This is a genomic window from Nocardioides sp. zg-1230 (assembly GCF_013155335.1).
Classification (GTDB): domain Bacteria; phylum Actinomycetota; class Actinomycetes; order Propionibacteriales; family Nocardioidaceae; genus Nocardioides.
The window spans coordinates 1,289,491-1,303,637 of the sequence record NZ_JABJQZ010000001.1 but is presented as its reverse complement, the minus strand read 5'-3'; the positions used below and the strand labels follow the sequence as shown (position 1 = coordinate 1,303,637).

General features: G+C 71.2%; 12 protein-coding genes and 1 tRNA gene. 2 read left to right on the top strand and 11 right to left on the bottom strand.

Features of this window, described 5'->3' with window-relative positions; translation table 11 throughout:
• Positions 1-7: 7 nt before the first annotated feature.
• Positions 8-529 (bottom strand): GNAT family N-acetyltransferase, encoded by a 522-nt coding sequence (locus HOO61_RS06365; protein WP_172257765.1) that lies wholly within the window; start codon positions 527-529, stop codon positions 8-10.
• Positions 530-658: 129 nt separating this feature from the next.
• Between HOO61_RS06365 and HOO61_RS06360 the strand changes: the two genes are divergently transcribed.
• On the top strand, positions 659-886 hold the full coding sequence (locus HOO61_RS06360; protein ID WP_172257764.1) for a hypothetical protein: 228 nt from the start codon (positions 659-661) through the stop codon (positions 884-886).
• 14 nt (positions 887-900) lie between these two features.
• On the opposite strand, the gene bla is transcribed toward HOO61_RS06360, so the two are convergent.
• Entirely contained in the window at positions 901-1,794 is an 894-nt protein-coding gene (bla, locus tag HOO61_RS06355) for a class A beta-lactamase (protein WP_172257763.1), read from the bottom strand.
• A 163-nt stretch (positions 1,795-1,957) separates the two neighbouring features.
• Positions 1,958-2,030: transfer RNA gene (locus HOO61_RS06350), tRNA-Thr, on the bottom strand.
• A gap of 123 nt (positions 2,031-2,153) precedes the next feature.
• On the opposite strand from HOO61_RS06350, the gene HOO61_RS06345 reads away from it, so the two are divergent.
• On the top strand, positions 2,154-2,597 hold the full coding sequence (locus HOO61_RS06345; RefSeq protein ID WP_172257762.1) for an OsmC family peroxiredoxin: 444 nt from the start codon (positions 2,154-2,156) through the stop codon (positions 2,595-2,597).
• A gap of 5 nt (positions 2,598-2,602) precedes the next feature.
• Here HOO61_RS06345 and HOO61_RS06340 read toward each other — a convergent pair whose 3' ends face one another.
• The 8 genes from HOO61_RS06340 to HOO61_RS06305 form a co-directional block, all read right to left on the bottom strand.
• Positions 2,603-2,770 (bottom strand): DUF6767 domain-containing protein, encoded by a 168-nt coding sequence (locus tag HOO61_RS06340; protein WP_172257761.1) that lies wholly within the window; start codon positions 2,768-2,770, stop codon positions 2,603-2,605.
• A gap of 53 nt (positions 2,771-2,823) precedes the next feature.
• Positions 2,824-4,380 (bottom strand): alpha/beta hydrolase, encoded by a 1,557-nt coding sequence (locus HOO61_RS06335; protein ID WP_172257760.1) that lies wholly within the window; start codon positions 4,378-4,380, stop codon positions 2,824-2,826.
• Positions 4,377-5,552, bottom strand: a complete 1,176-nt coding sequence (locus tag HOO61_RS06330; protein ID WP_172257759.1) for a DNA polymerase III subunit delta' — start codon at positions 5,550-5,552, stop codon at positions 4,377-4,379. Before HOO61_RS06330 ends, HOO61_RS06335 begins: the two co-directional genes overlap by 4 nt.
• Complete coding sequence (gene tmk, locus HOO61_RS06325; RefSeq protein WP_172257758.1) at positions 5,549-6,187, bottom strand: dTMP kinase; 639 nt, start codon at positions 6,185-6,187, stop codon at positions 5,549-5,551. The genes HOO61_RS06330 and tmk overlap by 4 nt, the downstream gene beginning before the upstream one ends.
• Before the next feature lie 223 nt (positions 6,188-6,410).
• On the bottom strand, positions 6,411-9,101 hold the full coding sequence (topA, locus tag HOO61_RS06320) for a type I DNA topoisomerase (RefSeq protein WP_172257757.1): 2,691 nt from the start codon (positions 9,099-9,101) through the stop codon (positions 6,411-6,413).
• 155 nt (positions 9,102-9,256) lie between these two features.
• Entirely contained in the window at positions 9,257-10,270 is a 1,014-nt protein-coding gene (locus HOO61_RS06315; protein ID WP_172257756.1) for a sugar phosphate isomerase/epimerase, read from the bottom strand.
• Between the two features lie 107 nt (positions 10,271-10,377).
• Positions 10,378-12,501 (bottom strand): PQQ-dependent sugar dehydrogenase, encoded by a 2,124-nt coding sequence (locus HOO61_RS06310; protein WP_172257755.1) that lies wholly within the window; start codon positions 12,499-12,501, stop codon positions 10,378-10,380.
• Positions 12,502-12,663: 162 nt separating this feature from the next.
• A complete protein-coding gene (locus HOO61_RS06305; RefSeq protein WP_172257754.1) occupies positions 12,664-14,133 on the bottom strand; it encodes a methyltransferase in 1,470 nt (489 codons plus the stop codon).
• Positions 14,134-14,147 lie beyond the last annotated feature (14 nt).

Below are 14,147 nucleotides of genomic sequence, written 5' to 3'. Positions count from 1 at the left end.
GACCCGGTCAGAGCGCTCTCGTCGTCATGACGCTGGTGCCGTACGGCGTCTCCTCGCGGTCGGACTCGGTGAACCCGAGCTTCGCCAGCACCCGGCGAGAGGCGCCGTTCCACTCCCAGACCGACGCCCACAGCCGCTCGTGGCCGGACGCGCGCGCCCGCTCCAGCACGGCCCACCCGGCCTCCGTCGCGTAGCCCTGCCCCCAGCACCGGCGCAGGAGCTCGAACGCCAGCTCCGGCTCGTGCGCGCCGGTTCCGCCGACCAGGCCGCAGTAGCCGATGACGTCCCCCTCGGCCTTCCGTTGCACGGCGCGCAACCCGGCGGACGACGGGTCGTTCGTGCGGATCGACTCCTCGAACTCGGCGACCGTGGGGTGTCCGTCCGCGTCGATGCGGCGGCGAGGGGGCACGCGCGGGTCACGTTCGAGCCACATATCGCGCTGGACGGAGGCCTCCCCCACCCGCCATGGCCGGAGCAGCAGGCGTGCGGTCTCGAGCGGTACGTCACTGTCGCCGGCCCCGAGTGGCATGAGGCGAGCCTCCCACGAGCGACCACCGGCTCGAGGTGTCGGCGTATCAGAACTCCCCGTCCGTCCTCCTGTCAGGTGAACGGTCGGAAGAAGTGAGTCCCGGCAGGACTCGGAGGGATCATGCAGGTGGTGTACCGCGTCGCATACGCGCCCGGGCCCGACGACGCGCCCGACCGCGACCGGATCGTGCGGGACTTCGCCGCCACGACGGGCCGTGAGGCCCAGGACGAGGCCCACCGCTGGGCCGCCAGCCGCAACCGCCAGCGACCACCCGAGCTCCGCAGCGAGTGGCCCTGGGTGCTGGAGCGCTGGAACGCGCGGTCGCGGAGCTGGGAGCACGTCACCCACATCCGGTGAAGGACCCAACCCGCTCAGCCGTCGAGAGCTTGGGTGACCACCGCGGTCGCCCGGGCGACCAGCCCGTCGTCGGGTTCGGCGTCCGGATCGGGGTGCGACGTCATGACCACCACCACCCACGGCGCGCGGCCGGGTGGACGGACGACCGCGACGTCGTTGCGCGTCCCGTACGACGCGGTCCCGCTCTTGTCGCCGACCGGCCAGCCGGACGGGACGCCGGCGCGGACGAGGCCCGCACCGGTGAGACTGTCGGAAAGGTCGTCGTTGAGCACGCGACGGTCTGCCGGTTCGAGCACGTCGCCGAGGGCGAGACGACGGAACGTGCGGGCGAGGGCCGCAGGCGTGCTCGTGTCGCGAACCTCCCCCGGCCGCCAGTCGTTGAGCCCCGGCTCGACTCGGTCGATCGACGTCACGCTGTCGCCGAGCTCGGCGAGACGTCGGTCGACGGCGGCAGGACCGCCGACGGTCTCGAAGAGCAGGTTCGCCGCCGTGTTGTCGCTCTGGGCGAGCGAGGCGTGGATCAGCTCCCGGACCGTCATGCCCGAGTCGATGGACGCCCGCGTCACCGGGGCGTGCTCGAGCAGGTCACCCGGCTCCCAGAACACGCGCTCGTCGAGGCCGCTCGCCGACAGCTGCTCCAACACCACCGCCGCGAGGGGGACCTTGACGGTGGACGCCAGCGCGAACCGCTCGTCCGCCCGGTACGCCACGGACTCGCCGCTGCCGGTGTCCACGGCGAACAGGCCGATGCGTGCGTCCGCCCTGCGCTCGAGCGCCCTGAGCCGCTTCTCGACGTCCGGCGTCGTGACCCGAGCGGGTGACGTCGTGTCTGCTGGGTCAGCTCGGTGGTCGTCCGACTCCGACGACGCCGCGTGCCAGAAGACCGCCAACGACGCGGCGAGGAGCATCGCCGTGCCTGCCGCACAGCACGAGCTCGCCTGGCCGGCGTCATCACGTCCTCACACTCCCCTGCCTGGGTCGACTGGTGACAGCTCACGCCCACGCGCGCTGGACCGCATGCCCACTGACGCAGAAGACTCCCCCAGGGTCTCGGGTCCCCGGGGGAGTCGGAGCCGCCTGTCGGAATCGAACCGACGACCTAGTCATTACGAGTGACTCGCTCTACCGACTGAGCTAAGGCGGCGTGGCCTGCCGAGCGTGCTCGGTGGACCGCGGGCGAGTATACGGAGGCGGCTGGCCGGGACAGAAATCATGGTCCACCGGTTAGGTTCGAGGCGACCGCACATCCCTCATCTCAGGAGGCACGATGCCCACTCGCTCCGCACGCACTGCCTGGACCGGCGGACTCACGGACGGCTCAGGCAAGGTCGAGCTCACCAGCTCCGGCGCCGGCACGTTCGACGTCGACTTCCCGCGACGGGCCGCCGACGACGCAGACGGCACGACCAGCCCCGAGGAGCTCGTCGCAGCCGCGCACTCGGCGTGCTACGCCATGTCGCTGTCCAACCTCGTGGCGGAGGCCGGCGCGACGGTGCACGCGCTCGACGTCTCCGCCGACGTGACGCTCGGCGCCGACAAGGAGGCGGGTGGGTTCAAGCTGACCGGCATCACGCTCACCGTCCGCGGCGAGGTCGAGGGTCTCGACGAGGCCGGCTTCCAGGACGCTGCCGAGAAGGCCAAGGCGGGCTGCCCGATCAGCAAGGCACTCGCCGCCGTGGACATCACCCTCGACGCCGCGCTGGAGGGCTGAGGCGGTCAGCCGGCTGCGGCCTCGCGCCGCAGCTCGGCGAGCCGCTCGCGCAGCGCCGGGTCGCGCATCACCTCGGCCACGGTCGGGCAGTCCTGCGGCCCGGTGGCTCCGGGCACGCACAGGGTGCACATGTCACCCGGGCGCAGGGGGCACCGCGCGTCGACGTACGTCATGCCTCGACACTAGGCGGCCCCCGGATCGCTCCACAGGGCCGAAGGTCCCTGCGTCAGCAGCTGGTGCCGTCGGCGGGCACGGTGCCGTCGAGGAGGTAGTCCTCGACGAGGGTGTCGATGCACTCGTTGCCCGCGTTGTACGCCGTGTGGCCGTCGCCGTCGCGCTCGACGAGCACACCGGAGTCGAGCTGGGCGGCGAGGGCCTGCGCCCACTCGATCGGGGTGGCGGGGTCGCGGCTGGTGCCGAGGACCACGATCGGCGCGGCACCGTCGCCGCGGATGGTCAGCGGCTCCTCGCTCGACGTCACGTCGATGCCGCGGCAGCCGGTCATCCCCCAGGCGAAGACCCGGCCGAAGGTCGGCGACGCCTCCTCGAACTCGTCGAACAACGCCGGCACCCGGCCGAACGGCACCGACGACGGGTCGTCGAGGCAGTTGATGGAGTAGTTGGCCTCCACCGAGTTGTCGGCGTAGCTGCCGTCGGGGTTGCGGGAGGCGTAGGCATCGGCGAGCGACATCAGCGCCGAGCCCTTGCCGTCCAGCGCCGAGGCGAGCGCGGTGCTGAGCAGGAACCAGTAGTCGCGGTTGTAGAGCGGCGTGATGACGCCGTAGAACGCGTTGCCGACGGTCAGCTCGCGATCACCCGCGGGCAGCGGCTCCTCCTCGATGGAGTCGAGCATCCCGGCGATCGTGGCCATGCCCTCGTCGAGGGTGTCGCCGAGGAAGCAGTTGTCGGTCGTGTCGAGGCAGTTCTGGACGTAGGCGCGCAGCGCGGTCTCGAACCCAGTGGCCTGCTCGAGCGCGAGCGACTTGGCGTCGACGGAGACGTCGACCGCACCGTCGAGGACGAACCGGCCGACCTTGTCGGGGAAGAGCTCGGCGTAGGTCGCGCCGAGCTTGGTGCCGTAGGAGGCGCCGAAGTAGCTCAGCGTCTCCTCCCCCAGCGCCGCGCGCAGCACGTCCATGTCGCGGGCCGCCTCGGTCGTGGTCACGTGGCCGACGACCGGGCCGGAGCCGACCACGCACTTCTCGCCGAACGACAGCACCGACGCGCGGTAGGCGGAGCGCTCCTCGGCCGTGTCGGGCGTCGGGTCGCCGCCGAGGTAGACGTCGAGCTCGGCGTCGCTCAGGCAGTCGACCGGTGCCGAGGCCCCGACGCCCCGGGGGTCGAAGCCGACGATGTCGAAGCCGTCGAGCAGCGGCTCGCGGAACACCTGCCGGCCCGCGGCGGCGTACGTCGTCCCGCGGGCGCCGGGACCGCCGGGATTCACCACCAGCGAGCCGACGCGCGACCCCTTGGCCGGGATCCGGAGCAGCGCCAGGTCGATCGTCTCCCCCTGCGGGTCGGCGTAGTCGACCGGGACGGTGAGGAAGCCGCAGTCGTGGTCGTCGTCGGTCTCGCACGGCTGCCAGTCGATGCGCTGGGAGTAGAGCTCGGCGAGCTCCCCCGACGGCGCCTCGGTGACGGTCGCCGGCGGCGGGGTGGTCGGTGACGGCGTGGGCCGAGCACCCGGCGAGTCGGGCGTGGCGCCCTGGATCGCCAGGCCGACCGCCACGAAAGCGGTGAGCGCCAGTGCGAGCACGGCGACCACCGCGACGGCCTTCTTCATCGACGCCCTCCGGGCAGCCGCAGCGCGACCGTCATGGACTCGAGCGCGAGCTGGGGAGGCACGTTGAACTCCAGCATCTGCTCGCGGGCGGTGAAGATCGCGTCGATCATCCGCAGCAGCTCCTCGGGCGAGGCCGCGCGTGCGACGACCGCGACGTCGCCGCGCAGCTCCTCGTTGACGAGCAGGCCGGGAGCGCCCACGGACAGCGCGATGGCGTCGCGGTAGACCGAGACGAGGTCCATCAGGGCACGGTCGATCACGTCGAGCACGCGGCGCTTGGCCTTCTGCTTCTGCAGCTTCTCCAGCCCTGCGAGCGCGGCGCGGTAGGAGCGGCTCGTGGTGTCCTTGCGCTCGCTGCCGAAGATCGCCTGCAGCTCGGTCAGCTCGCGTCGCTCGGCGTCGGCGGTGATCGCCTCGGTCTCCTCCTTGGCGAGCTCGGCGAGGTTGGTCGCCGCGGTCATGCAGGAGCCCAGGGACGTCAGGCGGGCCGGGATGCTGATCACCTCGCGCCGGCGCGTGCGGGTCTCCTCGTCGAGGGCCAGGGCGCGGGCGCGGCCGATGTGCCCCTGGCTGGCCCGGGCGGCGAAGCCGGCCATCGTCTCGGAGATGCCGTCGTTGGCGGTCAGGAAGGCCGCGACGTCACTGGTGCCGGGCGTCGCGAGCGTCAGGGTGCGGCAGCGCGAGTTGATGGTCGGCAGCACGTCCTGGACGGTCGGCGCACAGAGCAGCCACACCGTCTTGGGCGTCGGCTCCTCGATCGCCTTGAGCAGCGCGTTGCCGGTGCGAGGGTTCTCGGGGGTGCCGAGCCGGTCGGCGTCCTCGATGACGACGATCTGCCAGCGCCCGATCGCGGGGAACTTCGCTGCCGACTGCACCAGGTCGCGCATGTCGTCGACGTAGAGGACCGAGGTCTCCGACTTCACCCACGTGATGTCGGGGTGGGACCCCTTCATGCCGAGCCGGCACGCCTCGCACTCGCCGCAGCCGGTCTGCCGCTCGCACTGCAGCGCCGCGGCGAAGGCGCGGGCGACGTTGGAGCGGCCGGATCCGGGCGGGCCGGTGAACAGCCACGCGTGGGTCATGCCCACACCGGCGGCGGCGTGCTGGAGCACCTCGATGGTCGGGCGCTGGCCGACGAGGTCGGACCAGACGGTCCGGGTCGCGGTCGTCATCGTGCCGCCAGCAGGGGCTCGATGCGCTCGCGGATCGCCCGGGCGATCTCCTCGATCGGCGCCCGCGCGTCCAGTACGACGTAGTGGTCAGGGTCGGCGGCGGCGAGGCCGAGGAAGCCCTGCCGCACCCGCTGGTGGAACTCCAGCGACTGCCCCTCGATCCGGTCGCGCTCGTCGAAGCGGCCCAGGCCGGCCTCCGGCGCGAGGTCGAGGACGACGGTCAGGTGCGGGCGCAGGTCGCCGGTGGCCCAGCGGGCGACGGCCTCCACCTCCGCGACGTCGAGCGTGCGGCCGGCACCCTGGTAGGCCAGGGTCGAGTCGACGTAGCGGTCGGTGATCACCACCTCGCCCCGCGCGAGCGCGGGAAGGACGACGTGGTCCACGTGCTCGGCCTTGTCGGCGGCGTAGAGCAGGGCCTCGGTGCGGTCGGACAGCTCGCCGGTCGCCGGGTCGAGCACGATGCGCCGCAGCTCCTTGCCGACCGAGGTGTCGCCGGGCTCGAAGGTGAGCAGGACGGTCTCGCCGCGCTCCACGAGCCAGTCGCGCAGCAGGCGGGACTGGGTCGACTTGCCGGCCCCCTCGCCGCCCTCGAAGCACACGAAGAGCCCATGCTCCGAAAACACGCCTGAGTTCACGGGGTCACCCTACGGGCGCGCTCCCACAGCGCCGGAGACGCGCGGACCAAAGTCCGGTCACGGGCGTGGCCACGCGTGAGGCCAGCTCGCCGACAAGGGTTGTGTCCGCGCGTCTACGCGCCCGACGGTCGGACGGACCCAACGGCGGTCGCGACGCGCGCGTCACGCGTACGCCGGATGCCGGCCGGCGCGTTCGGTCCGATCGACCGCCATGAGCCCGTCGTCAGGACTTCTTCGCGGTCTTCTTCGCAGCGGTCTTCTTGGCGGCGGTCTTCTTCGCGGCAGCCTTCTTGGCGGGGGCCTTCTTCGCGCCCTTCTTGGCCGCCTTCTTGGCCGGGCCGCGCTCGCGGCGCTCGGCGAGCAGCTCGGCCGCGCGCTCGAGCGTGATCGACTCGACGGTGTCGTCCTTGCGGAGGGTGGCGTTGTACTCGCCGTCGGTGACGTACTCGCCGAAGCGACCGGCCTTGACGATCACCGGCTGGCCGGAGACGGGGTCGTTGCCGAGCTCCTTGAGCGGCGGGGTGGCCGCACCGCGGCCGCGCTGCTTGGGCTGGGCGTAGATGGCCTTGGCCTGGTCGAGGGTGATGTCGAAGATCTGGTCCTCGGACGTGAGGCTGCGGGAGTCGGTGCCCTTCTTCAGGTACGGACCGTAGCGACCGTTCTGCGCGGTGATCTCGGTGCCGTCCTCGTCGACGCCGACGATGCGCGGAAGGTCGAGCAGCTGGACAGCCTGCTCGAGGGTCACCGTGTCGAGGGTCATCGACTTGAAGAGGGAGCCCGTGCGCGGCTTGGCCGACTTCGGGGCGTCCTCGGGCAGCAGCTCGGTCACGTAGGGGCCGAAGCGGCCGTTCTTGGCCACGATCTGCAGGCCGGTGTCGGGGTGGTTGCCGACGACCTGCTCCTCGCCGGCCGGGTTGGCCAGCAGCTCCTTGGCCTTGGCCACGGTGAGCTCGTCGGGCGGCAGGTCGTCGGGGACGTTGGCGCGCACCGGCGCTGCGTCTCCGCCGTCGGGACCCGGGCCCTCGACGTAGGGCCCGTAACGGCCCACGCGCAGGTCGATGCCCTCCCCGATCGGGAAGGTCGCCATCTCCTTGGCGTCGATCTCGCCGAGCTCGGTCACCAGCGTCTTGAGGCCCACGATGTCGCCAGAGCCGTAGTAGAACTCGCCGAGCTCGGTGGCCCGGTCCTTGCGACCGCCTGCGATCTCGTCGAGGACGTCCTCCATGTCGGCGGTGAACTCGTAGGACACCTGCCGCGGGAAGTGCTCCTCGAGCAGCCGGATCACCGAGAACGCCAGCCACGCCGGGACGAGCGCGGTGCCCTTCTTGTAGACGTAGCCGCGGTTGAGGATCGTTCCGATGATCGAGGCGTAGGTCGACGGGCGGCCGATCTCGCGGTCCTCGAGCTCCTTGATCAGCGTGGCCTCGGTGTAGCGCGCCGGGGGCTTGGTCTCGTGGCCCTCGGGGCTCAGCGTGGCCGCCGACACGGCCGCGCCCTGGGTGAGGTTGGGCAGGCGGGTCTCGGCGTCGTCGCGGCGCTTCGAGGCGTCGTCGATGTCCTCGACATAGGCCTTGAGGAACCCGTGGAACGTGATGGTGCGACCGCTGGCGCTGAAGACGACGTCGCGGCCGTCGGCGGCGGCGCCACCGATGCGGATCGTCACCGAGTTGCCGGTGGCGTCCTTCATCTGCGAGGCGACGGTGCGCATCCAGATCAGCTCGTAGAGACGGAACTGCTCGCCGGACAGGCCGGTCTGCGCCGGGGTGCGGAACGTGTCGCCCGCAGGCCGGATCGCCTCGTGCGCCTCCTGTGCGTTCTTCACCTTTGAGGCGTAGGTCCGGGGCGAGTCGGGCAGGTACTCGGCGCCGTACAGCTCCCGCACCTGGTCGCGCGCGGCACCCACCGCGGCGTCCGAGAGCGTCGTGGAGTCCGTACGCATGTAGGTGATGAAGCCGTTCTCGTAGAGCCGCTGCGCGACCGACATCGTCACGCTCGCGCTCATCCCGAGCTTGCGGCTGGCCTCCTGCTGCAGCGTGGTGGTGCGGAAGGGGGCGTACGGCGAGCGCCGGTAGGGCTTGGACTCGACCGAGCGGACGTCGTACGCCGTCTCGCCCAGGCCGGCGGCCAGCGCCTCCGCGTCGGCACGGCTGAGGTGGACGCGCTCGGCCTTGCCCTTGAGCTCGCCGGTGTTGTCGAAGTCGGCGCCTCGGGCCACGCGGACGTCGTCGACGCTGTAGAGCTTGGCGGGGAACATCCGTGGGTCGTGGCCCGTGCCGGCGTCGAAGGTGGCGTCGAGGTCCCAGTAGGAGGCGACGCGGAACTTCATCCGCTCGCGCTCCTTGTCGACGACCAGGCGGGTCGCCACCGACTGCACGCGGCCCGCGGAGAGGCCGGACATGACCTTCTTCCACAGCACCGGGGAGACCTCGTAGCCGTAGAGGCGGTCGAGGATGCGGCGCGCCTCCTGGGCCTCGACGAGGTCGTCGTTGATCTCGCGGGGGTTCTCGACCGCGGCGAGGATCGCGGGCTTGGTGATCTCGTGGAACACCATCCGGTGGACCGGCAAGCCCTTCGGCGGCTTGAGCTCGTCGAGGAGGTGCCAGGCGATCGCCTCGCCCTCGCGGTCCTCATCGGTGGCGAGGTAGAGGGCGTCGGCGTCCTTGACCAGCTTCTTCAGCTTGGCGATGTGGCTCTTCTTGTCGCGCGGCACGACGTAGTAGGGCTCGAAGCCGTTGTCGACGTCGACCGCCAGCCGGCCCCACGGCTTGTCCTTGATCTTGGCCGGGGTGTCCGCGGCGTTGTTGGGCAGGTCGCGGATGTGACCGATCGAGGACTCGACGACGTAGTCCGCGCCGAGGTAGCCGCCGATGGTGCGGGCCTTGGCCGGGGACTCGACGATGACGAGCTTTGCCACGTGTATTTGCTCCCTCAACTTCTTGCTGCTGATGTTGCTCAGCGCCGCAACGGTAGCGCCAGATCCCGAGATCGCCACTCCTCGCCGTCCACAGCACGGCTCGGGCCCCACGTCACGAGGACGTGGGGCCCGAGCGCGTCAGGCTGTGGAGCGGCTCAGAAGTCGAGGCCCTCCAGGTAACGGAAGCCCGTGTTTGCGGTGGCGGCCGGCTGGAAGTCCGGGGTGTCGTTCTCGACGATGTACTCGTCGACCTGGTGGGCCTTGAAGATCGTCGGGAAGTCGATGACGCCGAGGCCGAGGTCGGCCATGTCGCCGGGGGTCTGGGCGTAGAGCGCGGCAGCGTCAGCGCCGTGCCGGTCCTTGACGTGGTACTGCGGGACCTCGAGCGCAGACGACTCGACCACGTCGATGGCGAACTGGAGCGGGTCGGCCGCACCAGTCTGCACGCCACCCGTGTAGGCCCAGTAGAGGTCGATCTCGAAGTGGACCAGCTTGGGGTCGAGCTCACTGGTGAGGACGTCCCACGGGGTCTCCCCACCGCCGAGGTCGATCGTGAACTCGTGGGCGTGGTTGTGGTAGCCGTAACGCAGACCACGCTTGCGCGCCGCCTCCGCCTCGGTGTTCATCTGCTCGGCCCACAGCTGCCAGTCGCTCTTCCTGGTCGAGTTGAGGTAGGCCACGTTGATGTACTTCTGGCCGAACGTGTTGGCGTCGTCGAGCTTCTTGTTGAGCTTGACCGGGTCGAGGACGCCACCGGTCGCGGCGATGCCGTCGTGGCTCGAGGAGGCCCAGATGCCGCGCGAGTCGAGCGCGGCCTTGAACTGCGCGGCGGTGTAGCTGTAGAGACCGGCCCGCTCCACCCGCTCGTAGCCGTACTTGGCGAGCTGGTCGAGCATCAGCTGGATCTCGGTGTCTGAGTTCATCTTCGACCGCAGCGTGTAGAGCTGGATGCTGATGTGGTCGGCCTTGACGCGGTTGCGCCCATGGGCGTGGCCGTGGCCCTGGCCGGGGTGGCTGCCGGGCTTGCCCGCCATGGCCGGGGAGCCGGCGGCGAGCACGGTGGCTCCTGCCGCACCGGCGACGGCGCCGCGCAGCAGGCCGCGACGGCTCGCGCCCTTCCTCTCCAGCGACTCGTTCAGGGCGGCGTCGCCGTCATATCCGTAACACATGTGCTGCCTTCTTCCTGGTTTCTCGGGGGGATTCTCGGGGTGGGTGGTGCTGGGAGGAGGCGGACCCGGGTCGCCCCGGGCCCGCCTCCGTCAGGGCATGCTGCAGATCAGCCGGCGGGCTCGAGGACGACCTCGTCGGACCCGCTGAGCGGGGGCTCGGAGCCGGCGTCGGTGTACTCCGCGACGAAGACGGCCGCGAGGTCGTCGGTCGCCGGGTCGTGGCCTCCGGGCACCGTCGTGGTGATGGACCCGGTGCAGCCGTTCGCCGTGGTCTGCGGGTGGCCGTGGGTGTCGTGGCCCAGCACGTAGGTCACCGTGACCTTGCTGCAGTCGACCGGCTGGTCGTCAGTGACGCTGACCTCGTACGTCACGGTGTCGCCGAAGGTGAACGACTGGCCCGCCACCGGGGTGACGAACTCGACGACCGGGGCCTCGTTGCCGACGATGATGTCGACGTCGGCGGAAGCGCGACGCCCGCCCTTGTCGGTCACCGTCAGCGTGGCCCGGTAGGTGCCGTCCTCGGTGTAGGTGTAGGTCGCGTCGGCCCTGCGGCTGTCGATCTTGCCGTCACCATCGAAGTCCCAGGCGTACTTCAGCTTGGTGTCACCGTCCGGGTCGGTGGTGCCGGTGCTGGAGAAGTCGACCGTCAGCGGGGACTTGCCGGCCGTCGGCTCGGCCTCGATCGCCGGCACCGGGCTGCGGTTGCCGCCCTCGCCGACGAAGTCGATGCGCGAGAGCTGCGCGTCGGGGTTCTCGGCGAAGTAGCCGTCGCCGTACTCGAGGACGTATAGCGCGCCGTCGGGGCCGAACTCCATGTCCATCGGGTTGTCGGTGACGATGTCGGGCACGACGTCCTCGATGGCGACGTCCTCACCGTCGACGTGGAAGCCCTTGATGTAGTCGCGGGTCCACTCGTAGAACAGCGGGGTGTCGTCGTAGCGCTCGGGCCAGGCGACGGGGTTGCGGCCCTTGGTGGCCAACTTGTCGAACTGGTACGCCGGTCCGGCCATCGGGCCGATGCCCCCGGTCTCGAGCTCGGGGAACTCCTGGGAGAGGCCGTAGCTGTACCAGACCTCCGGCTGCTCGACGGGCGGCAGCTCACGCAGGCCGGTGTTGTTGGGGGACTCGTTGACCGGTGCGTCGCAGTTGAACTTCGGGCCACTGGTGCGGGTGGCGAAGTCGAAGTCGTTGTAGGGGAGCTCGGCCGTGGCGCAGTAGGGCCAGCCGTAGTTGGACGGCTCGTCGACGACCGCCCACTTGCCGTGGCCGGCGGGACCGCGGTCGGGGTTGGCGTTGCGGGCGTCGGGCGAGTAGTCGGCGACCCAGATGTCGTCGGTGTCGGGGTCGATCTCGATGCGGAACGGGTTGCGCCAGCCCATCGAGTAGATCTCCGGGCGGGTCTTCGGCGTGCCGGGGGCGAACAGGTTGCCCTCCGGGATCGTGTAGCCGCCACCGGCCTTGGGCGTGATCCGCAGGATCTTGCCGCGCAGGTCGTTGGTGTTGGCCGAGGTGCGCTGGGCGTCGAAGGCGGGGTTGCGGTCGGGGCGCTCATCGATCGGCACGTAGCCGTCGGACTGGAACGGGTTGGTGTCGTCGCCGGTCGACAGGATCAGGTTGCCCGCCGAGTCGAAGACGATGTCACCGCCGACGTGGCAGCAGATGCCGCGGTCGACGGGGACGTCGAGCACCTTCTGCTCGGAGTCGACCTGCACCTGGCCACCGGAGTACTGGAACCGCGAGACGGTCAAGTGGCCCTTGTAGGGCGCGAAGTCAGCCGCCGTGCCGGTCTCCGGGGCGTCGCCCTCGTTGACCGAGGTCGTCGCCGGGTCGTCCACCGGGGTGTCCAGGACCGGGGAGTAGTAGAGATAGATCCACTTGTTCTTCTTGCCGTCGTAGCCCGGGTCGAGGGCGATGCTCTGCAGGCCCTCCTCGTCGTGGAGGTAGACCGGGATGCGACCGGCGACGCTGTTGACGCCGGTCTGGGCGTCGTTGTGCCAGATGACGCCCGCGCGCGTGGTGTGCAGGACGTCGCCGTCGGGCAGCACGGCGAGGTCGATGGCCTCGCCCGGGCGGTCGTTCAGGGTGACCTTCTGGAAGGCCCCGGCGGGTGGCGGCGGGGCGGTGTCGTCGTGGCCCTCGTGGGCGGTGGCCGCGGTGGTCGCCGCCAGCATGGGCAGGCAGAGGGCGGCGCCGACGGCAGCCGTGAGCCTTGTGCGGAAGGGATGCTTCATTGGGGGGTCTCCTGTTCCCGAGGTGGCTGGGGAGCCAGCAAGCAACGTAGGCACGTGACCGTCGTCACGTCAACGAGCATGCGACTTTTGTTCGCCTGTCGACACAAGTACGTCGCTCAGGGCCCCACCCGCAGCGGTGAACCTCCCCGGACCAGCTCCCGATCAGTCCAGGACCAGGAAGCCCTCGCCCACGAGCTCGCGCACAACCGGGAGGTAGGTCTCGCGCAGCCCGGCCTCGTCGCGCTGCAGCAGCGCGGCGATGGCGCCGAGGAGCTGTCCGAGCGCCAGGTCGCCGTCGCTGGCGCCGACCAGGGCCGCCTCGACCGTGTCGGCCGTCCGTGCCCGCCGGAAGCCGCGCTGCTGGCGCAGCACGATCGCCTCGGGGTCCTCGGCGCCGGGCCGCCCGACCGTCTCCTGCTGCACGTCGTCCCGCGCGCGCAGCACGCTGCCCAGCAGCGCGTCGTCGGTGAGCCCGCGCAGGCCCGAGACCGCCTCGCCCCAGGCGCCGATGGCGGGACCGATGGGCTGCTCGACGTCGTACGGCCACTCGAGGAGGTCGTGCCGACCGCCACCCCCCAGCCGGACGTTGATCCAGCCGAACCCGACCCCCTCGATGCCCGTCTCCTCGAGCCAGGACAGCCAGGTGTCGTAGCGCCGGGCGTAGTCGGGGCGACCGTGGTGGCCGCTGTCCTTGAGCCAGAGCTCGACGTACGCCGACGGGTCCAGCGTCTCGCGCTGCACCACCAGGGCGTCGCAGTCGTCGCGCAGCCACGACCCGAGCCGCTCGTCCCAGGGGCGGCCGTCGACGATCGCCCAGTTCGCGAGGACCTGCAGCCAGCCGCCCTCGGTGAGGTGGTCGGACCCGGTGCGCACGATGTGCTCGACGACGCGGTCGCCCGGCAGGCCGGAGTCGCGGTAGACCAGGCGCTCGCCGGTCGCCGGCGAGATGACGAACGGCGGGTTGGTGGCGATGAGGTCGAAGCGCTCGCCCGCCACCGGCTCGAAGAACGACCCGTCCCGGACGTCGACCTCGACCTCGTTGAGCTCAGCGTTGAGCCGGGTCATCCAGAGTGCGCGCTCGTTGACATCCGTCGCCACCACGGTGTCGGCGTGGGCGGCGAGGTGCAGGGCCTGCACGCCGCAGCCGGTGCCGAGGTCGAGGGCGCGGCCGACCGGCTCGCGCATCGTCAGCTGGGCCAGGCTGGTCGAGGCGCTGGAGATGCCGAGGACGTGGTCGGGGCCGACCGCGACGGGGGCGCCGTCCAGCCCGGGGGTGAGGTCGGAGACGACCCACAGGTCGCGCTGGTCGGTGGCGTAGGGGCGGCAGTCCGTGCGGGCCGCGACCTCACCGACGCTCTGCTCGAGGAGCCCGGCGTTGCAGAGCCGGTCGACCAGGCCGGGGAGCGCCCGCTCCGCCTCCTCGCGCGCCACCGGCGCCTGCAGCAGGAAGAGCCGGACCAGGGTGTCGAGCGGCGCGCCCGACGTCGTACGACGCCGCGCGGGGAGGGTCTCGTTGCGTCCGAGCGCCCGGTGCGCCTCCTCGCCGATCGTCTCGGCGACGCGGTCATAGGTGAAGTCGGCGGCCAGCAGGGCCTCGCGCAGGGGCCCGGTGAAGTCGAGGTCGGACGGCATGGCCCCAGCCTCGC